The organism is Thalassotalea fusca, assembly GCF_053485835.1.
Genome location: NZ_JBQRUN010000003.1, coordinates 61,154 through 80,995 on the forward strand (window position 1 = coordinate 61,154; position 19,842 = coordinate 80,995).

Below are 19,842 nucleotides of genomic sequence, written 5' to 3' on the forward strand. Positions count from 1 at the left end.
AAAGTTAAGTTACTATTAGTTTTCGTTATATTAACCACCACAGATCGAGTTATATTCTTTCAGGACGATGCATGACGGTATTTTTACATGAATTGTTAACATCAGCCGTCAGCAAGTACGCTGACAATCCCGCGTTAACACTCAAGTCCACCACACTCACCTACCATCAGCTACTGCAATTAACTAATGCAACGGCTAGAGCATTAACACGTCTCGATATATCTCGTTACGATCGGGTAGGTATTTATTTAGGTAAATCCTTTGAAAACGTAGCGTGTATGTTGGCAGCCAGTAAAATCGGTGCAACTTTTGTTCCTATAAACGCCACATTAAAAGCACCGCAAGTCAGCCACATTATTAATGACTGTACAATTCGTGTATTAGTGACCAATCGTGCTCGTTTAGAACAGCTGCAATCAGCACAACCGCACATATCTTCGTTAGAGCACGTTGTGTTAGTCGACGAGTTTGAGCCAGCAACTTTCATCAACGCCCAATTCACAGTGCATTCATGGACAAGCTGGCTTGCCAACGCTGAAGGTGCGCAAATTGCCGATTACCACGGTACAAGCAATGACATGGTAGCTATTTTGTACACCAGTGGTAGTACAGGCGCACCTAAAGGCGTCGTTTTATCTCATAGTAATCTGATATTGGGTGCACAATCGGTCACAACTTATTTAGAAAATTCATCTGCCGATACCTTGCTAGCATTGCTACCTTTTAGTTTTGACTATGGGTTAAATCAGCTTATTTCAGCAATTTATATTGGTGCGCATTGTGTGTTATTGGATTACCTATTGCCACGCGACATTATACGCGCGATTGCAAAGCATCAGATCACTGGTGTAGCGGCCGTCCCTCCTTTGTGGCAGCAATTTATCCAATTAAACGTAGATAATAAGTCACTTGCTTCAGTTCGTTATTTCACCAATTCTGGTGGTGCTCTTGCCGTTGACACATTGCATCAGCTACAGAATATGATGCCTAATGCGCGCCCTTATTTAATGTATGGCTTAACAGAGGCGTTTCGCTCTACTTTCTTACCGCCCGAACAGGTAAGCAAGCGTCCAACGTCTATGGGTAAAGCGATACCCAATGCGGAAATTCTCATTTTAAGACCTGATGGCAGCCCGTGTGAAGTAAATGAAGTAGGTGAATTAGTCCATTGTGGGCCTTTGGTCAGCCTAGGCTATTGGAATAAACCGGAAGCGACAGCTAAACGCTTCAGACCCGCGCCGAATGTGTTACGTGAAGTACCCAATCAATCAATGGCGGTATGGTCAGGCGACAGCGCTAAGTTTGATGAAGACGGCTACTTATATTTCGTTAGTAGAAATGACGAAATGATAAAGTCGTCAGGTTACCGCATTAGCCCAACTGAAATTGAACAATGCCTGTATGCAGTTGACGAAATTAGCGGCGTTGTTGCCTTTGGTGTATCAGATGACACCATTGGACAAGCAGTGTGCGTAGTCGTTGAACAAAACAAGCAACGCGATTCATCGTTAAACGTGCAACAAGTTATAGCGCACTGCAAAATCCATTTACCGAACTATATGGTGCCTCAATATTGCCATTTGACTGATAAGCTGCCAGTTAATGCCAATGGTAAGATTGATCGCACTACCGTTAAGACTCAATACGAGCAATTATGCAGGAGTGCACAATGAAGCCGCATGCCCCTTTAGATGCGTTCACAATCAGTAATGAACAATTATTAATAGGCAATCATACGGCTGCAGAGCTAGAAAACCTCGTTGGTTCAACGCCTTTGTATGCCTATGACAAGACTATTATGGCTAATCAGGTCAAACAGCTTAAGAACGTTCTGCCATCTCAGGTTAAACTGCATTACGCAATTAAGGCGAATCCATTGCCAAGTTTGGTGCATTATATGGCGGGTTTAGTAGATGGTTTTGATGTCGCTTCTCGCAAAGAGCTTTTGCTTGCTATGCAAACTTCTATGCCTACTAGCGAGATCAGCTTTGCTGGACCTGGGAAACAAGAAAGTGATCTCATCACCGCAATTACTGCAGGCGCGACACTACATGTTGAATCGTTCCATGAATTTCATCAAATCACCGCTATAGCGAAGCGACTGGCTAAAACACCGAATGTCGCATTTCGTGTAAATCCATCATTTGAACTCAAAGCGTCCGGTATGAAAATGGCAGGTGGTGCAAAACCATTCGGCATTGACCAAGAACAATTAATGGATTTTTTGCCGAGCCTAGATACCAATTTAGTTCGATTAAAAGGGTTTCATATTTATACTGGCTCACAAAACCTCAATGCCACAAGCCTCATTGAAGCCCACACCAGTACGATAGATCTTGCTAAGCAACTGTTGAGTGCATCACCCTGCGCTATTCAATACGTCAATATTGGCGGCGGCTTTGGTATCCCCTACTTTCCCGGTGAATCGCACCTCGATGTTATACCAATCGTAGAAAACTTAAAGAACTTACTTCAGCAGGAAAAATCGATTTTTGGCGAGATCGATATTATTCTGGAATTAGGACGTTATCTTGTAGGCGAAGCTGGCGTTTATATCACCAAAGTGATTGATAAAAAAGAATCCAGAGGCGAGACATTTGTGGTTTGCGATGGTGGATTGCATCACCATCTGGCGAATTCGGGTAATTTTGGCCAAGTGATTAGAAAAAACTACCCTGTTGTTATAGCGAATAAGATGGAAGCTGAACCAAAAGAAAAAGCGGTCAATATCGTTGGCCCACTATGTACGCCATTGGACATAATCGCAAATAAGGTTATTTTGCCTGATATAAACATCGGTGATTACGTCGCCGTTATGCGCTCAGGCGCATATGGTGCAACCGCAAGTCCGATTAATTTTTTAAGTCAATCAAGTGTATATGAAATACTTCTTTGATATATTGTTCGATGTCACACTAAATGTGTAAATAGATAATAAACTGTTATAGTTAAGTCATTAACCGACAATTATGGAAAGTGATCAAGAGAATGAAACAATACTCAATTGCTGAGAATTTCAATCAATACTTTCGCGTACGTTTTGCCAACACCAAAGAGCTTAGACAAGAAGCTTTTAGAATTCGTTACGGTGTTTACAGCGATGAACTTGGTTGGGAACCAGAGAATGCCGATCGAATGGAATCCGACGAATGCGATGAATATGCGTACCATTGTTTACTTGAGCACCGCAGAACTGGCGTATATGCGGGTTGCATTCGCCTCATTATTCCTCCCATTGATGAACCAAACAAAAAGCTCCCCTTTGAGCAATTTTGTTTACATAGTGCGACGCCTGAGATTCTTGATACAACAAAACTCCCGCGTGGTGGCTTCGGTGAAATATCGCGACTCGCAGTGTTAGCAAGTTTTAGGCGACGCGAAAAAGAAAAAAACGTCCCTTATGTGCTTAATAGTGTGAACCCCGAAACGGTATACTCTGAAGACGAACGCAGAAACTTTCCAAACATCGCAATGGGGCTATATTTAGGCGGTTTAGCATTAGCTAACATTTGTAATCATATTGGTATGGTTGTCATGATGGAGCCCAGACTGAGTAGACGCTTAGAGCGATTCGGCCTGCCTTTCCAGCAAATCGGTGAAGAAATGGACTATCATGGACGTCGCGCAATGTTTTATCTTGACCAAAAAAGTTTCTTATTGAATTTATCTGATCAAATAAAGACATTGTACGAAATCATATACGCGGATCTAAAAGAGCAGGTATTTTTAATTCCTCATACCAACCTAAAAGAAAAATAACGGAGTGTGAACATGGCACATGCATTTGATTACGACTTAGCGTTTTCAAGAAATATAGGCTGGTTTACTGAAGACGAGCAACGTCATTTAAAAGAAAAAAGAATCGCAATTGCAGGCTTAGGTGGTGTTGGTGGTTCGCACATCGTCACACTCGCTCGATTAGGTATCACAAAATTTAATGTCGCCGATTTTGATTTATTCGCGTGTGAAAACACCAATCGACAAGTAGGGGCAAATGTCAGTACTTACGATGAACCAAAGCTAGATACTATGGTTGCTATGGCAAAGGCGATAAACCCAGAAATTGACATTCGCGCCTTTCCTGACGGAATCAACGACGACAATACTGATGAATTTTTACAAGATGTCGATTGCTACGTTGACTCTTTAGACTTCTTTGCAATGCCACCTCGTATTAAAGTTTTTGAAAAGTGTGCTGAAAAACGTATTCCTGCTCTCACGGCTGCGCCTATCGGTATGGGTACTGCATATATTAACTTTATGCCCGGCGACATGACTTTCGAAGAACACTTTGGAATGAATGGGTTAACTGAAAATGAACAGTACCTTAAATTTTTTATTGGTTTAACGCCTACGGCAATACAAAGCCAGTATTTGGTTGATCCTTCACGTCTCGACTTGGCAAATAAAAAGGGCCCATCAACGATTGTCGGATGTCAGTTAGCCGCAGGTGTAGCAGCAAGCCAAGTAGCGAAGATGTTTCTTAACCGTGGAGAAATTCTCAATGCACCATGGGTACAGCACTTCGATGCCTACACCAATCAATTTGAGAAGTCATACCTTGAGGGTGGTCATACTAACCCACAACAAATGAAGCTATTTGAAACATTAAAGATACAGTTTGGGATTTAGTATGCCGTCCTTAGCACACCAGCAGGAAATTATTACTGCTGGTATCAATGCGCCGTCTGCTGACAATAGTCAGCCTATGCTTTATGCATGGCAAGAGAATCAACTACAACTATGGATAGACACAACGAGAGCAGGTAAAGCTTCAGATAATCGTTGGGTGTTGGCAGATATAGCATTAGGCGCGGTTATTGAAAACTGCATCATTGCGGCCAATGCGTTGGGCTATCAGCATACTTGTCATTATTTTCCAGATGACAAAGATGACTCTCACGTAGCAAATATCAGCTTTGAAACAAGTGAGAAAGCACCTAACGGCGACCTTGCCCAATTCATTAATAAACGATGTACCGATAGACGTTTACCTTTCAAAGGTAAAATTGCCGCAGAAGAATTAGATCAGCTAGCGCAATGCGTTGAGCATTCGTCATGTAAATTGACCTATGATCTAGTGTCTTTTGGCAACAGTCCTCCCGCACTGCCAGTAATCACTAAAGCAGAATCAATTCGATTTAAAAGCAAAATTCTGCACCAAGAACTCTTCTCTACCGTAAAATTTGACAATACCCATGCCGACGAAGGCATGCCTGTCGAAGTTTTAGCAATTGAAAAACCTGCTTTGCCAATGTTTAAGCTGCTTAGTTCTTGGAAGTGGATGAACCGCCTAAATAAAATAGGCGCGCATAAAATGCTTGGCATGAGATCAGTATATTTGCCTATCATTACCTCTCCTGCACTGTGTCTACTCTCTATAAAAGACAACGATAGAGTGTCAATAATTGAAGGCGGGAGAAGTTTTCAGCATCTATGGTTAAAGGCGACTGAATTAGGCATGTCGCTGCAACCATACGCTGCGCCAGGTATTTTCTCATTAGGATTTGTTGCCTGTGAACCAAAATACAAGTCAGAGATGGCAGAAATCGGACAAATGATGCAAGCGCTCAAACATCCAGACAGTGGCTTTGGCTTAATGTATTTTCGTCTAGGACGAAATGGTAGCGTTAAACATAGAACAAAACGACGCCAACTCTCTACATTTTTGAAATACCCGACGCAAAAATATATTGGTTGAGCAAAGTGATATATAGCTTTGCTCATACTCTTCTTTCACCGCCCTCTCGCAGATTGTATGTAACGATTCCCTAGATCAATCATTTCACCAAACAACAACTGTACAAAAAACACACAAAAACAATAAGTTCAGGTGTCACTATTCTTTACAGCAGCGAAAATCCAGTCGTATTAACGACTGCCAGAACCATCTCTACAGGCCTTTAAAAACATAATACCACAAGTATTTTCGTCAACTTGGCACCATGCATGCATATTAAAAATCAACAATCGAACATAAATATTAAAAACCGAATATAAACAGATACTTCAGAGGTAGAATGATGAACATTAAAAAAGGATTATTAGCTGGTGTTGCTGCGTTAGGACTTTCACTTTCAGCACACGCTTCATTCATCAACATTGGCGGTGTTGTTTGGGATCCAGATAGCGTTAACGCTTTCCCTTCTGCACAGGATTTTTTCAGCAGTGGCAACTTATTTGAAGGCATAGCTGAAAACCCAGGTGACGTTGTTACTGGCTTTGGTATTTTCGACCAATTCAATAGCGATACAAACAATGCAGCCGCATTCTGTCCTGGTTGTGAATTAACTTTTACATTCTCTATGGAGCTAGTATCTTACACTCCAGTAGTTGGTTCTACAGGTCTGTTCAACTTTAAAGACTTAGCAATCAACATCTTTGTTGATCACACACCTGACTACGCAGCAACGTCTGCAACTTCTAGCGACGGTAACTTATGGTTAGCTTTAGCTGCACCAGGTGCTCTATCAGGTATAGGTACTGACTTAGGTACAGGTTCTGACACAGGTACTGGTTCTGCACTATTAAACGTAGTAGGTGGCTTAGCTGCTGACAACTTCGACACAGACGGTGAAAAAGACGGTACTGATATGGTTCTTTCATCTTCTTTCCAACCCTCAGGTACTGACGGTGTGTTGAAAGGCGGTTTTGAACTTACTGGTGACTCAATTCCAGAGCCAGCGTCAATTGCTTTATTAGGCCTAGGTCTATTAGGTTTTGCTGGTTCACGTAGAAGAAAAGCTTAATTAGTCCATCTAATTAAACTTTCAGCGACAATCAAAAGCCCGTTCCATTGAACGGGCTTTTTTGTTGGCCTAGTTAAAATTATAGCTGGGTCATGAAGTATTCCCAACAGAACAAGCTCTAGACACTAATACTAATTTTCAAATCAGACAGATGGTTTTCCCAACCCCGATATATTACTGCCAAAATTCCAAAATAAAACGCTAAGGGCAATTAATACCCGCTTACATCACCGCCATTTTTGTACGCTTGTACAGGCAATCCATTGTTATTTTAGGATTTTTGTTCAACCAAAGTGTCGCGATAATTTACAAACATCTAAATTGAGAAATTTCTGGGATTTTATCCTTGTGTAAAAAAGCCTGTGTAAACAATTTATTGCAATCTTATTAACGCTTTTGGCACACACTATGCTTTTTTAATGCCGTCGTAACGACTTGGATAAAATTTAATTAAGTATTTTGGAGATAATACATGGAAATTAAAAAAGGGTTATTAGCTGGCGTAGCTTCGTTGGCTTTGTCGGCATCTGCACACGCTTCGTTTATTAACATAGGTGGTGTGGTTTGGGATCCAGATAGCGTAAATGCCTTTCCAGCAGCACAAGATTTTTTCAGTAGCGGCAACTTATTTGAAAACGTCGCTAAAAATCCAGGAGACATAGTAAACGGCTTTGGTATTTTTGATCAAATGAACAGCGATGTTAACAACGTGGCTGAATTTTGTCCTGGCTGCGAATTAACTTATACCTTTTCAATGGAATTAGTGAGCTTTGTAGGCAATGTCTTCACCTTTAAAGACCTTCAGATTGATATTTTCGTCGATCACACACCTGATTACGTAGCAACGGCTGGCTCGTCAAGCGATGGCAACCTATGGTTATCATTAGTCGCAGCTGGTAATTTAACAGGCTTGGGGACTGACTTAGGTACTGGTTCTGATACGGGTACTGGTAGTGCATTGTTAAACGTTGACGGCGGTTTAGCCGCAGGAAATTTCGACACGAACGGTGAAAAAGACGGTACGGATATGGTGCTATCTTCGTCATTCCAACCTTCTGGCACACCAGATGTACTTAAAGGCGGTTTTGAATTAACCGGTAACTCTATTCCTGAGCCAGCTTCTATTGCGCTATTAGGTTTAGGATTACTCGGCTTTGCCCGCTCTCGTAAGAAAGGCGCATAACTAGCCCCCTATAACAAAATTTATTGTAAGCCCGTTATTAACGGGCTTATTTATCTGGCAGTTAAAAAATTGCTAAAAAAAGTGTTCAATTCGAATTCAACTATATATCGATAACACAATCCTTAATCTAGTTGTCTCGAAGAGCTTATCTACAATCAACCTATGCATTAACAAACGCTAATTCAAACACCTAGAATACGTTATTTGTGATTCCTATTCTCTCGAAAGTATTTTTTTGTGCTTAGGTACAATTAAGTGTCATAAAATTTTACACCCCCTAATTTACAACAGAGTAACACGAAAAAACAAGTCAACATTAAAATCATAAAATACAATAACTTAAAGCCACCAAGAAAAAACTGGCACAACAACTGCTAATATACCGACAATTACATAAATCAAGAATTTCAAAATTTTTACGTTGGAGATAAATCAACATGAACATTAAAAAAGGATTATTAGCAGGTGTTGCTGCTTTAGGACTTTCACTTTCAGCACACGCTTCATTCATCAACATTGGTGGTGTTGTTTGGGATCCAGATAGCGTTAACGCTTTCCCTTCTGCACAAGATTTTTTCAGCAGCGGTAACTTATTTGAAGGCGTAGCTCAAAACCCAGGTGACGTTGTTACTGGTTTTGGTATTTTCGATCAGTTCAACAGCGACGAAAACAATGCAGCGGCTTTCTGCCCGGGTTGTGAATTAACATTCACGTTTTCTATGGAGTTGGTATCTTACACTCCAGTAGCTGGCAATGCTGGTTTATTCAACTTTAAAGACTTAGCAATCAACATCTTTGTTGATCACACACCTGACTACGCAGCAACTTCTGCTACTTCTAGCGACGGTAACTTATGGTTAGCCCTAGCTGCACCAGGTGCTCTATCAGGCATCGGTACTGACTTAGGTACAGGTTCTGACACAGGTACTGGTTCTGCATTATTAAACGTAGTGGGTGGCTTAGCTGCTGACAACTTCGACACAGACGGTGAAAAAGACGGTACTGATATGGTTCTTTCATCTTCTTTCCAACCTTCAGGTACTGACGGTGTGTTGAAAGGCGGTTTTGAACTTACTGGTGACTCAATTCCAGAGCCAGCGTCAATTGCTTTATTAGGCCTAGGTCTATTAGGTTTTGCTGGTTCACGTAGAAGAAAAGCTTAATTAGTCCATCTAATTAAACTTTCAGTGACAATCAAAAGCCCGTTCCATTGAACGGGCTTTTTCATTGAACTCAATACTACCCGCACAATAGTACTCTCAACATTGCTCATCCCCCTCTAAGCACTTATTCACGCTAGTTCGCCTTCTCGGCCATGTTTAACACAACAAAACTGAGCTCTATTTACACGAATTAAAAGTGTCATAAATTTTTACACAGTTCGATTTTTCCGTCATTTGCCAAAACCGCACTGTACAAAAAACACTCAACTTTACAGTGACTAACCTAAATAATGCCACTATTGGCATGCCCTATGCCTATTACACTACATCTGTATAAACCATTAATATTCGTTGGAGATAGTATCATGAACATGAAGAAAGGAATTTTAGCAGGCGCAGCTGCACTAGGGTTATCACTTTCCGCTCAAGCATCATTCATCAATGTTGGTGGTGTAGTATGGGATCCAGATAGCACCAATGCATTTCCAGCTGCACAAGACTTTTTTAGCGCGGGTAATCTATTTGAAAACTTTGTAGTAAACCCTGGCGACATAGTCAGTGGCTTTGGTATTTTCGATCAAATGAACAACGACACAAATAATACCTTAGAGTTTTGTCCTGGCTGTGAATTAACCTTTACCTTTTCTATGGAGCTTGTAAGCTTTGTTGGCAATGACTTTACCTTCAAAGATTTGTTCATTGAGATTTTTGTTGACCACACCCCTGATTATGCAGCAACAGCAGGTACTTCAGGTGATGGAACGCTATGGTTAGAGTTAACTGGAAATGGCTTGCTAACAGGTACTGGTACTGATTTGGGTACAGGCTCAGATACTGGTACAGGTAGCTCTTTACTCGATGCAACTGGCGGCCTTGCTATGGGTAATTTTGATACAAATGGTGAAGCAAACGGGTCTGACATGGTGCTTTCATCTTCTTTTCAGCCAGCTGGGGCTGGTGGACCTGCACCTCTTCGAGGCACCTTTGAATTAACTGGTAACTCAATTCCAGAACCTGCAACAATCGCATTACTTGGCTTAGGACTTCTTGGATTTGCCAGAAGTAGAATGCGTACTTAAACTAGCTTTGTAATAGAAACAAAAAACCGCTCATTGAGCGGTTTTTTTATTAGCTAATCTACGTCTCTAATTCATACGTTTTTTAACGGCTCTCAATAGAGATAATACATCTTCATCCTGCGTTTTTACTTTGACCAGTAAATTTCTAGCCGACTGAATATCATTCTCATCAACCAAGATATCAGAAAGAACGACTAATACTCGCGCATCTGTTGAACCTTTAGACACCGCTTGTTGCAATACATTTTTTGCTTTTTCCTTGTCACCTCTGCGGTGTAAGATCACACCGTATGTCTCTAACACAGGAACGAAGTCAGCCTGCAGATTGTAGGCAAACTCAATGTGTTCAAGCGCTTTGTCTAAACTGTTATCTTCTAGCATCATCCACGCTAGATTATTGCGGACAACAATATTTTCAGGATGTGCTTCAAGAATCAGCTCGTATTGCTTAACAGCCTTCGCTTTATCCTTTGGTAAATAAAGGCTAGATAAGAAAAAACGGATCCCAATATTTGGCGTATTTTCTAGGAATGTTTCTAGCGTTTGCTCTGCCTCAGCCTGTTGGCCGTTATATTTTAGTGCACGTGCTAAGTTCAACGCGTTTTTAGCATCGGGTTGCATCTCAAAGCTGGCCGAAAAAGATTCAATAGCATCGTTATATCGTTTCTGTACAATTGCTAAATATCCAGCAGTTGTATCGACAAAAGGATGTTTAATATTTTTCGCATTTACTTTTTCGATTTCTTTAAGCGCACCGGCATAGTCTTTGTTTCTGAACTTGAAGTAAGCGAGCAAGGCCTCTAAACGTGTGTTTTTGGGATAAAGGCTATAGGCTTTTTCGGCAATATCTAATGCAGCCTGGAACTCTTCACTAATTTCGTAAACACTGATTAGGCGTGTATAAAACAAATAGTTGTCTGTAGTCGCCTTGATAGCCTGCTCATAAGTGCTTTGCGCCTTGTTAATAAGCTTGGCTTCCATGTAGCCATCACCTAGCGTTAACCAGTATGACAATGGTAAATCATTTTTTTGCTCTAATTCTTCTAGCACTTTAACTGCTTTCTCAGGCTGTTGCGTAAGGCGATAATGCTGCGCTAGCCCTATCGCTAAGTACACGCTTTGTGGGTGTTCCGCATAAGCCGTTTCAATGTTTTCGATTGACTGGTTAATGTCGCCTGCTTTTATACCCGCTTTAATCAATGCAGCAATCGCTTCTTTATGGCTTGGGTTAAGTTTGACGATTTGCTTATAATTGGCAATTGCTTTTGGCATTAAACCGTTTTGCTCAAACACGCCTGCTAAACCAAATAATGCGCCCGTATTGTTTGGCTCAGTTTTTAAAGCTGATTCAAAACTTTGTTGAGCATTGGCAAATTGATTGCTACGCACGAAGATCATTCCCTGTAGCAAATGGCCTGATGCAGAATTGTTATTCTCTTTTAACCAATTGTCGGCAATTTCTTGCGCTTTTTTGTCTTCTCCGGCCTTCAAATATTGGAGCGCTAATGAGTACTCCACTTCGGTCAAGCTTGGGTCTAGTGACAAGGCGGTTTCAAGTGCATCAATTCCCGTTAAATCGTCTTGGCTAAGCAAAATAAAGCCTTTCTTAGCAACCAAATTAGCATCGTTAGGGTTTAAGTTGATCGCTTCTTCGATCATTTCACGCGCACTTTCAAAGTCACCGGCTTTTAACATTTGTGTGCTGGCATCGGCTAAAAATGATGCATCATTTTCAGTTAAATCAGACAGCGAATCAAACGACTGAATAGCCTCATCTACATACCCCATTCGTACTTTTAGTACCGCGATGATTTTTTTGACCGGATGTGAATTGGTTAAAAACTTCTCTAATGGGTTTAAGTAGTTATAAGCTGATTCATCGTTTTCTAGCATGTAGGCACTTACACCAGCAATCATTCTCGCTGTCAGAAACTCACTGTTCGATTTTGCAGCCAGATCAGCAAAGTTATAAGCTTCTTGGTAGTTACCTTTGTTGTATTCAACTTGCGCTTTATATTGATTCGCTAAAGGAGCGCCTTTGGTCAGTTTAAGTAATTCGTCAACTTCTTGTTCTGCTACGTCGAACATGCCAGCCTTTAATGCGCTATTGGTTTCAAAGAATCTGACATAATGCGCTGCTGGATGCGCAGCACGATACTTTTTGTAAACATCAATGGCTTCTTCAAACTGTTCTAAAGCAAATAACAAATGGCCATTCAATAATGTCGCTTCTGAGCCGTCATCACCTAATAGTGGATTGTCACTAAGTAGCACTGATGCCTCTTTAAATTTACCATTAGCGTACTCAATATAAGCCCGACCTAGCGTGCTATAGTTTGAATCTGCATCAATGGCATTTGCCTGATCAATCAGATCTTGTGCTTTCTCTAGCTGGCGTTCACTCAAAAATGCTATGGCTGAATCAATAAGCACTTGAATATACTCTTCATCTTTGAGCATATCAGTACTTTCAAGTAACTCATCTAATTCGCTTAATTTTTCCAGTTTTGCCTTTGCTCTTATTAAAGAAACAAGCGCTTGATTATCGTTAATTCCTAAATCAATCGATTTTTGTAGTTCCTTTTCAGCGCCTAAATAATCACCTAGCTGAATGTACGCTTTACCTAATGCCAATCTCATAGACGCATCTTTGGGTGCTAGCCTTACCGCATTCTTATAGTGAATAATCGCCTGTTCAATTTCTTGTTTAGCAATTGCTTGCTGTCCTGAAACTAAATGCTCTTGTGCTGATTTTTCCCCAGAGCATCCTGCTAATCCAGCGACTAATATCGCGACAGTCGTTAATTTAAAAAGTGTAGGTTTCATGACAATCCTTTACAGCTGTTCTTTTAGTTCAGTTAATTTTGCTTGTTGCTCAGTATTTTTCACAATAATACTGTCCAATAATTCTTTGGCTTGATTTTTACGCTTATTAGCAACTAGCACTTGTGCGTAGTTTAAACTGATGTCGACATCTCTACCCTTGGCCAACTCATATGCTTCTTTCGCTTTTGCCAAAGATTCTCGCTTTTTGTCCATTTTCAGTAAAATTTGGCCAAATGTATCCGGCACATTCGGTAATGTAGGAGCTAACGAATATGCGCGCTCAATGTAACCCTTTGCAGTCTCAAGCTCGCCCTTTTCCATTGCGAGCCATGCGAGATTGTTAAGAGCCAGCACATTATTAGGCTGAGACTCGATTAAGCGCTCATATTTACTATAAGCCATACTCTTATCTGATTTTAGATAAAGGTTAGCTAATGCAGTACGCACTCTGTCATCTCTATCAAAAGTCTTTAAGTGTTTTTCTAGACTAGCAATAGCGTTGTCCGAATCACCATGGTTATTGTAAGCAAGACTTAAATACAAAGCGTTTTGCGTAGATGGAAAAGAGTCGTAAAACTGAGACATCAATGGTATCGCGTCTTCGTAACGCTCATCAATGATAGCAATTCGTCCTTCTATTCCCGCCTTGGTACTATCGTTCGTGATTTTATCTTTGATTTGCGCATAGAGTTTTCTAGCTTCTGTCACGCGGTGATCGTCAAGTAGTATCTGCAATTTAACCGATTGCATAAACATATTACCTACATGATTACCTGATAATGCGCGATCTAATAAACTCAATGCACGTTGCGCTTCTTTTTCTTTAACCAAAAATTCAACTTTTAATAATATCGGCTCTGGATGATATGGATTACTTTGGATCCAGTCGTCAACGACTGATTGCGCCAGATCAATATTATTCAGTTTATTTAAAGCTGTTAGCCTGATGCGCCAGATTTGCTTAGGTGTATTAACATTATTTTCCACCTTATTCGCAACGATTAATGCGTCTGCATAATTGCCTAAATCCATTAGCGCTTCAGCATATAGAATAATAAAGTTCAGGTTCTCTGGCGTTTTATTGTAGGCCTTTTCAATATCCTTTAACGCTTGCTGATCTTTATTCACGGCAAATTGATAGCGCAGCGCTTTGATACTATCAGGGTACTGCTCTACGGCTTGCTGTGCATATTGGGCTGCGTCTGACTTTCGGTCTAACCGTACCAATACACGTGACATTTCCGTCAGGCCAAACAAATTGTTTGGCTCTTTATCTAGGCCAACCAACAAGTGTTTTTCTGCTTGTTCAAGATCTCGCTTACGCATTGCAATAGCGGCAAGCATATTGTAACCACCCGCTTTTTCTGGGTGCTCTGCAATCCATTTTTCGGCGATTGACATTGCTTTATCATAATCGCCTTCTTCTAACGATGCGTAGGCAATGGCTAATTCAGCACCTATCAAATCTGGCTGTTCTTTAAGTGCTGATTCTAAATCGCTCACCGCTGTTGGATCGTTCATCATTAATTTCATGATCCCTTGGCGCGCAGTATGTTTAGCTGTTGACTGCTCAGCCATAGCAGATTGTTCAGCAATCTTCTTTGCTTCTTCTTTAGCACCAATTTTGAACAAGTTAACACTCAATGACGATAAAAATGCAGCATCTTCTTCAGTTGACGGTTGGTAGCCTGCTAAATTTTCGGCGATATTTTCAACTCGGCCTAATTGATATTGACTGACTGCAAACATTTTTCGAGCGGCATGATCTGCCTTTAGATACTGAACAATCGGTTCTAAGTGATAGTTAGCTTGCTCATAATTTCCTTGATGAAATGCACTGCTACCAGCAACTAGCTTAGCATGTGGCATACTATTGCCCGACTGAATAGCTTTTTCAGAAAATTCACTCGCTGCTTTGTAGTCTTTTTCCGCAAATTTAATCACGGACTTAATATAGTTGGCTAATGGTTGGTTAGGAATATTCGCTAGGATAGCATCAACATAACGCTCAGCTTCCTGGTAACCTTCTGTTTTGATTAATACATCAGCCAACATCAAATAGGTCACGCGCGATTTTGGTTGTAATTCTAGATATTTTTTGTACTGTTCTGCCGCTTGTTGATAGTCCTTTTGAATCGTCGCGATCTGCGCATTCAACATGACAAGCTCAGGGTTATCAGCATCAATGCCCAATGCTTTTTCAACTAGCGCATCGGCTTTATCTATTTCATTTTCAGATAACAAGATATAAGCATTTGCCAATGTAGCAAATGGGCTTGCAGCTTGTGCATTTTTTGATTTTTCTGCCGTATCTTTTGCTTTTTCAGCCTCATTAGCACGTACATGAGCTAGCGTCGCATAGGCGTAATAGCGCACTTTACTGTCATTGGACAAAGTAGATACACTCGTGTCTAGCTCAAGTAATTCAACATCTGCATTCGAGATTAAATAAGCGCGTGCAAGCAAAGGAATTAGCTTATCATCGGGGTATTTTAGTGAACGAGCCTTTTCCAGTTCCTTTACGGCATTAACCCCATCACCAGCATCAAGATAAATTCGACCTAAAACAAAACGAACTTCATTGTTGTTTGGTTCTAATTTGATAGCATTTTTTAATTCAATAACACTTTCTTGAACTTTATCTTGCGTCAAATACTGTTTTGCCTGCGCCAAATGGGAGGCTGCGGTTTCTGTTTCTGAGCACGCGCCCAATGCTAATGCTAAGCTCAGAGTGATGGCGGTATGTGTTAATTTCATATATACCCCTGTTTCCCTTCAATTTATTATTGTTGTTAATAACTGTTCATAAAAAAAGCTCACCAACATCAGTGAGCTTTTGTCTTATTAACCACGCGTATTCAGCAGCGGTTTAGTTACCTTAATGTCGTCGTAACATGTATGGTCTGTGACGAGAATTAGCACATCGGCCCAGCTGTCCAACTCAGCAACGCTCTCTTGTCGAGGGCAATCCCAAGTTGGCACAAACGGGTCATGATAATTGACTTCTGCACCTGACTCTTTAAATTGCGCTAAAATCGCATCGGCTGGTGTTTCACGACAATCGTCTACATTTGCCTTATAAGCAACACCAAGAATACCTACCTTGACGCCTTGCGCTTTTGATACAAGGTTAAGCGCTTCTTGAGCGACAATATTCGGACGCTCGTCATTAATTTTACGTGATAATCGAACCAACTCACCAGACTTGGTACCTTCTACCAAGAACCACGGATCAATTGGAATACAGTGACCACCCACGCCTGGACCAGGCGTTAACACATTGACTCGAGGATGACGGTTCGCCAATTTAATCACTTCATAAACGTTTACATCAAGCTCTTTAGCAATTTCAGCCAACTCATTAGCAAACGCAATACCCACGTCACGAGATGTGTTTTCAACTAATTTGACACATTCTGCGGTTGTAAGATCCGTTAAGAATACTTCACCTTTAACGAAGCTTTGATAAATTCGCTTCACTTTGTTTTGTGCCGTGCTATTTGACGCACCAATGATGCGATCGTTATTAACTAGCTCATGTAATGTTTGACCAGGAATCGCACGTTCTGGGCAATGCACCACATCTATTTTTAAGCCTAAGTCTGCAAATCGTTGTTCTACCGCTAAACTAGTTTGAGGCGAAATCGTTGATTCTACGATAACCGTTTGGCCATCTTTAGCTACTTTGGCAATAGCATCAACCGCACTGAACACATAGCTACGATCACAACGATTGTCTTTGTGAGGCGTAGGTACAGCGACTAAGTAAGTATCACTGCTTGGAATATCGGTTGAAGCTTTCAAGAAGCCTTGTGATACCACTTTTTTGATGAGTTCTGGCATGCCAACTTCATCAAACGGACATTCTGCACGATTAATGGCGTCTACTTTGTCTTTGCTTAAGTCAACACCAGTCACGTTGTAACCTGCTTGCGCAATTAAGCTGGCAATCGGTAAGCCCATGTAGCCCATACCAACAACGGCAACTGACTCATTTTTCGCAATGATGCGCTCTTCCTCGGCGACATCTTTAGTGTTCGTGATAATATCAAGAATAAGTTCGGCTACGTGACCGTCGCCAAATGGGTTTTCCCAGCTGAAATCACCGGAAGCAAGCCATTTTTCAGCTGCTGCTATGGCTTTATCAGCGTCACGCCCTACCAGTACATTGGCACCCACTTCGATAGATTCTGGACGTTCGGTATTTTCACGTAATGTAATACACGGAACACCTAACAGACAGGCTTCTTCTTGAATACCGCCAGAGTCAGTCAGAATTAACTGCGCATTCTTTTGTAACTGGATGAAATCCAAATAACCAATCGGTGGAATCAATTTCAAATAGCCAGGCACTTCCATTTGAAATTCTTTAAGCTTCGCTTGCGTGCGAGGATGAATAGGCCACACTATAGGTTGGCTGTATTTTTCATGTAGGCGGTCAAAAAGGTTTAACAGTTCTTGTAAATGCGCAGGAATATCAACATTGGATGCTCTATGAGCTGTTACCAAGAAAAACTCTTTCGCTTTTAGTGATAGCTTATCTAGGATATTGCTTTTATCGCCCGCAATTTCCAAATGTTGAAATAGTGAGTCAGATACTGTGTTGCCCACTGTGTGTATTTTTTCTTGGTCGATGCCTTCTTTAGACAAAATCGCATGTTGATTTGGGCCAACGGCAAATAAATAATCACTCATGTGATCGGTTAATATGCGGTTGGTTTCTTCTGGCATCATTCGATCATAGCTACGCAGACCTGCTTCAATATGACCAACTTTAATATTGAGTTTAGACGCTGCTAGTGCGCCAGCCAAAACAGTGTTTGTATCGCCTTGAACTAGTACAACATCTGGCTTTTCTTCCAGTAGAATGGGTTCCATTTGAATTAAGATGTTGCCCGTTTGGTTACTGTGTAATCCTGAACCAACGCCTAAATTATAATGTGGGCTAGGTAATTCTAATTCTTTGAAAAAAATGCTATCCATTTCTTCAGAATAATGCTGATTAGAATGAATGATAAAATATGGAATCCCTCTATTCTGACACTCTCGAATAACAGGAGCCATTTTTATTATTTCGGGACGAGTGCCTACTATAATCCCAATTTTCATATGAATTTTCCTTAATCTGGAAGTAAAGACAAAATTAACTTAAACAAGCTTAGCCCAAGGCGCTGAGCATTCAATCAAACCATTGTAACCAATTACTATGCGCTTCTCTAGGCCTGTATTAGCTTTAACGACAGGTTATTTAAGGTTTCTTTCCACTGCCGATGAGCAAATGTGTGATTTGCAGTATCAATGGTGATTATTTCCGTCGTATCGCGCGCCATGACGTTACGCCACTGCTTGTTTTTTTCCACCAATGCACAAAATTCTTGGCCTGTAAGATCATTCTCCGCAATGATAATAAGCACCTTACCGTCAAACGATTTAATCCCTGTCAGCATGGTCTCTACATAGTGAGTTGCTGAAATTTGTTGGCTTTGCTTAGAAAAACTATGAATTTCTTTAGCGCTTGTCAATAAAGCTACTTTTCCAGCAAAAAGTTTTTGCCAAAATTGGCGAGAAAATAATCGTTTTAAATAATAGTATTTTAGAACTGTCTGCGCTTGTGTATGTGGTTGATTTACCCAAGGGTTTAGCAATACTAAACGATCAACATGATCGGGTTTGCTTTCGCCATTCATGTAGATTGCGATAGCAGAAGCGGCATCGCATAAGCCCCATAAGCATATACTGTTTAGCTGAGGCTGCTTGGCAATGAAAGTGGTCACCGCCGCTTCAATATCATTAACGACTTCTGTGAAGTGAGCGGGCTTGCCGTCACTATCTCCTGCACCAGTATAATCAAAGCGAAAAACGTTCACGCCATTGCGCGCCAAAAACCGCGCTAATTCAACAAATGCTCTATGACTCCCCACACGGGTTTGTGGTCCACCAACAACGATGACCACGCCTTTAGTGCTCGGCTGTTCGCTTTGATGAATAATACCCACGAGCGAATGGTTACCCGACGGAAAAACAATCGGCATTTCTTTACTCAACGGCGGATTCCTTTGCTCTGGCTTCGATGGCGGTTGTTGCCCGCGCCCATAAAGCTTCAGGTTGTATCAACTCATTGGCCAGCCAGTACTTTGATTGCACTATGGACACTACCGAAAACGAATCACCAAAAACGGATTGTGCCAAATTTTGTCGAAGCTGTGGTACTTGCTGCTGCTCGTTGTCGATAAGCTCAAACCATTCGATCTTAGGTGCAAAACTGGCGAACGCAGGTGAGGGATTTTGTTTCAACGATTGCCATAATACCTGTGGCACTTGGTAGCCTGATACGTTGATGATTTCGTCATCTTCACTAATTGGCATTTGATTAAGAATTGCCAAGCGACCTAAGTTTTTGGCTAGCCTTTTACCACTAAATTCAGGTTGCCACAATTGAACATGAGAGGCACATTTTAGAACCTCTTCTGTTAATAACAGAGCGCCAGAACCAAACACAATAATCGAGACAGGGTTTTCGTTCTGTTGTTGCGCATTTTGCACTACCTCAAGCAGTTGATTGTGCCATAACAACAACGAGACATCGGTTAAATCCCCTTCGCTGTCGCCTGTACCCACAGCATCATAAAGGATGGTATTAAAATCATGCGTTGTCAGCATTTGTGCCATGCCATTGAAAGCATGTCGATTTTGGTTTAACTCTTCAAATAGCCCCTGCACAAATACTACGGTCCCACGTGCCGGTTTGCACACACGTGATAACTGAAAGTATTTAAGATCCGTCAACGCGGATTGTACGAAAGAGGCATTGAGCATGTTCATTTCAATAAATAATCGGTGCG

14 protein-coding genes are annotated in these 19,842 nt (G+C 41.1%); 9 read left to right on the forward strand and 5 right to left on the reverse strand.

Annotated elements, in window-relative coordinates; translation table 11 throughout:
- Positions 1–71 precede the first annotated feature (71 nt).
- The 9 genes from ACSLUK_RS04690 to ACSLUK_RS04730 all read left to right on the forward strand — a co-directional run bounded on the left by ACSLUK_RS04690 (position 72) and on the right by ACSLUK_RS04730 (position 10,174).
- The gene (locus ACSLUK_RS04690) at positions 72–1,673 is read left to right on the forward strand and encodes an acyl-CoA ligase (AMP-forming), exosortase A system-associated (RefSeq protein ID WP_448547364.1); all 1,602 of its coding nucleotides are present in this window, start codon (positions 72–74) and stop codon (positions 1,671–1,673) included.
- The gene (locus ACSLUK_RS04695) at positions 1,670–2,896 is read left to right on the forward strand and encodes a pyridoxal-dependent decarboxylase, exosortase A system-associated (protein WP_448547365.1); all 1,227 of its coding nucleotides are present in this window, start codon (positions 1,670–1,672) and stop codon (positions 2,894–2,896) included. The genes ACSLUK_RS04690 and ACSLUK_RS04695 overlap by 4 nt, the downstream gene beginning before the upstream one ends.
- Positions 2,897–2,988: 92 nt before the next feature.
- Positions 2,989–3,759, forward strand: a complete 771-nt coding sequence (locus ACSLUK_RS04700; protein WP_448547366.1) for a PEP-CTERM/exosortase system-associated acyltransferase — start codon at positions 2,989–2,991, stop codon at positions 3,757–3,759.
- A gap of 12 nt (positions 3,760–3,771) precedes the next feature.
- Complete coding sequence (locus ACSLUK_RS04705; protein ID WP_448547367.1) at positions 3,772–4,632, forward strand: ThiF family adenylyltransferase; 861 nt, start codon at positions 3,772–3,774, stop codon at positions 4,630–4,632.
- Between the two features lies 1 nt (position 4,633).
- Entirely contained in the window at positions 4,634–5,701 is a 1,068-nt protein-coding gene (locus tag ACSLUK_RS04710) for a hypothetical protein (RefSeq protein WP_448547368.1), read from the forward strand.
- 319 nt (positions 5,702–6,020) lie between these two features.
- On the forward strand, positions 6,021–6,749 hold the full coding sequence (locus ACSLUK_RS04715; RefSeq protein WP_448547369.1) for a PEP-CTERM sorting domain-containing protein: 729 nt from the start codon (positions 6,021–6,023) through the stop codon (positions 6,747–6,749).
- 472 nt (positions 6,750–7,221) lie between these two features.
- Entirely contained in the window at positions 7,222–7,932 is a 711-nt protein-coding gene (locus tag ACSLUK_RS04720) for a PEP-CTERM sorting domain-containing protein (RefSeq protein ID WP_448547370.1), read from the forward strand.
- 437 nt (positions 7,933–8,369) lie between these two features.
- Complete coding sequence (locus ACSLUK_RS04725; RefSeq protein WP_448547371.1) at positions 8,370–9,095, forward strand: PEP-CTERM sorting domain-containing protein; 726 nt, start codon at positions 8,370–8,372, stop codon at positions 9,093–9,095.
- 365 nt (positions 9,096–9,460) lie between these two features.
- Positions 9,461–10,174 (forward strand): PEP-CTERM sorting domain-containing protein, encoded by a 714-nt coding sequence (locus tag ACSLUK_RS04730; RefSeq protein WP_448547372.1) that lies wholly within the window; start codon positions 9,461–9,463, stop codon positions 10,172–10,174.
- A 66-nt stretch (positions 10,175–10,240) separates the two neighbouring features.
- Here the strand turns inward: ACSLUK_RS04730 and prsT (ACSLUK_RS04735) are convergent, their stop codons facing one another.
- The 5 genes from prsT (ACSLUK_RS04735) to ACSLUK_RS04755 all read right to left on the reverse strand — a co-directional run bounded on the left by prsT (ACSLUK_RS04735) (position 10,241) and on the right by ACSLUK_RS04755 (position 19,816).
- On the reverse strand, positions 10,241–13,000 hold the full coding sequence (prsT, locus tag ACSLUK_RS04735) for an XrtA/PEP-CTERM system TPR-repeat protein PrsT (protein ID WP_448547373.1): 2,760 nt from the start codon (positions 12,998–13,000) through the stop codon (positions 10,241–10,243).
- Positions 13,001–13,009: 9 nt separating this feature from the next.
- Positions 13,010–15,757, reverse strand: coding sequence for an XrtA/PEP-CTERM system TPR-repeat protein PrsT (gene prsT, locus ACSLUK_RS04740; RefSeq protein WP_448547374.1), 2,748 nt, complete (start codon positions 15,755–15,757; stop codon positions 13,010–13,012).
- Between the two features lie 87 nt (positions 15,758–15,844).
- Positions 15,845–18,109 (reverse strand): non-hydrolyzing UDP-N-acetylglucosamine 2-epimerase, encoded by a 2,265-nt coding sequence (wecB, locus tag ACSLUK_RS04745; protein ID WP_448547375.1) that lies wholly within the window; start codon positions 18,107–18,109, stop codon positions 15,845–15,847.
- Positions 18,110–18,216: 107 nt separating this feature from the next.
- Positions 18,217–19,044, reverse strand: a complete 828-nt coding sequence (locus ACSLUK_RS04750) for a hydrolase 1, exosortase A system-associated (RefSeq protein WP_448547376.1) — start codon at positions 19,042–19,044, stop codon at positions 18,217–18,219.
- Positions 19,037–19,816, reverse strand: coding sequence for an alpha/beta hydrolase family protein (locus ACSLUK_RS04755; RefSeq protein ID WP_448547377.1), 780 nt, complete (start codon positions 19,814–19,816; stop codon positions 19,037–19,039). The genes ACSLUK_RS04750 and ACSLUK_RS04755 overlap by 8 nt, the downstream gene beginning before the upstream one ends.
- Positions 19,817–19,842 lie beyond the last annotated feature (26 nt).

Excerpts from the sequence above, each read along its gene's own strand:
- ACSLUK_RS04690 (WP_448547364.1), top strand. The coding sequence starts at position 72 with ATGACGGTATTTTTACATGAATTGTTAACATCAGCCGTCAGCAAGTAC.
- ACSLUK_RS04695 (WP_448547365.1), top strand. The coding sequence starts at position 1,670 with ATGAAGCCGCATGCCCCTTTAGATGCGTTCACAATCAGTAATGAACAA.
- ACSLUK_RS04700 (WP_448547366.1), top strand. The coding sequence starts at position 2,989 with ATGAAACAATACTCAATTGCTGAGAATTTCAATCAATACTTTCGCGTA.
- ACSLUK_RS04705 (WP_448547367.1), top strand. The coding sequence starts at position 3,772 with ATGGCACATGCATTTGATTACGACTTAGCGTTTTCAAGAAATATAGGC.
- ACSLUK_RS04710 (WP_448547368.1), top strand. The coding sequence starts at position 4,634 with ATGCCGTCCTTAGCACACCAGCAGGAAATTATTACTGCTGGTATCAAT.
- ACSLUK_RS04715 (WP_448547369.1), top strand. The coding sequence starts at position 6,021 with ATGATGAACATTAAAAAAGGATTATTAGCTGGTGTTGCTGCGTTAGGA.
- ACSLUK_RS04720 (WP_448547370.1), top strand. The coding sequence starts at position 7,222 with ATGGAAATTAAAAAAGGGTTATTAGCTGGCGTAGCTTCGTTGGCTTTG.
- ACSLUK_RS04725 (WP_448547371.1), top strand. The coding sequence starts at position 8,370 with ATGAACATTAAAAAAGGATTATTAGCAGGTGTTGCTGCTTTAGGACTT.
- ACSLUK_RS04730 (WP_448547372.1), top strand. The coding sequence starts at position 9,461 with ATGAACATGAAGAAAGGAATTTTAGCAGGCGCAGCTGCACTAGGGTTA.
- prsT (WP_448547373.1), bottom strand. The coding sequence starts at position 13,000 with ATGAAACCTACACTTTTTAAATTAACGACTGTCGCGATATTAGTCGCT.
- prsT (WP_448547374.1), bottom strand. The coding sequence starts at position 15,757 with ATGAAATTAACACATACCGCCATCACTCTGAGCTTAGCATTAGCATTG.
- wecB (WP_448547375.1), bottom strand. The coding sequence starts at position 18,109 with ATGAAAATTGGGATTATAGTAGGCACTCGTCCCGAAATAATAAAAATG.
- ACSLUK_RS04755 (WP_448547377.1), bottom strand. The coding sequence starts at position 19,816 with ATGCTCAATGCCTCTTTCGTACAATCCGCGTTGACGGATCTTAAATAC.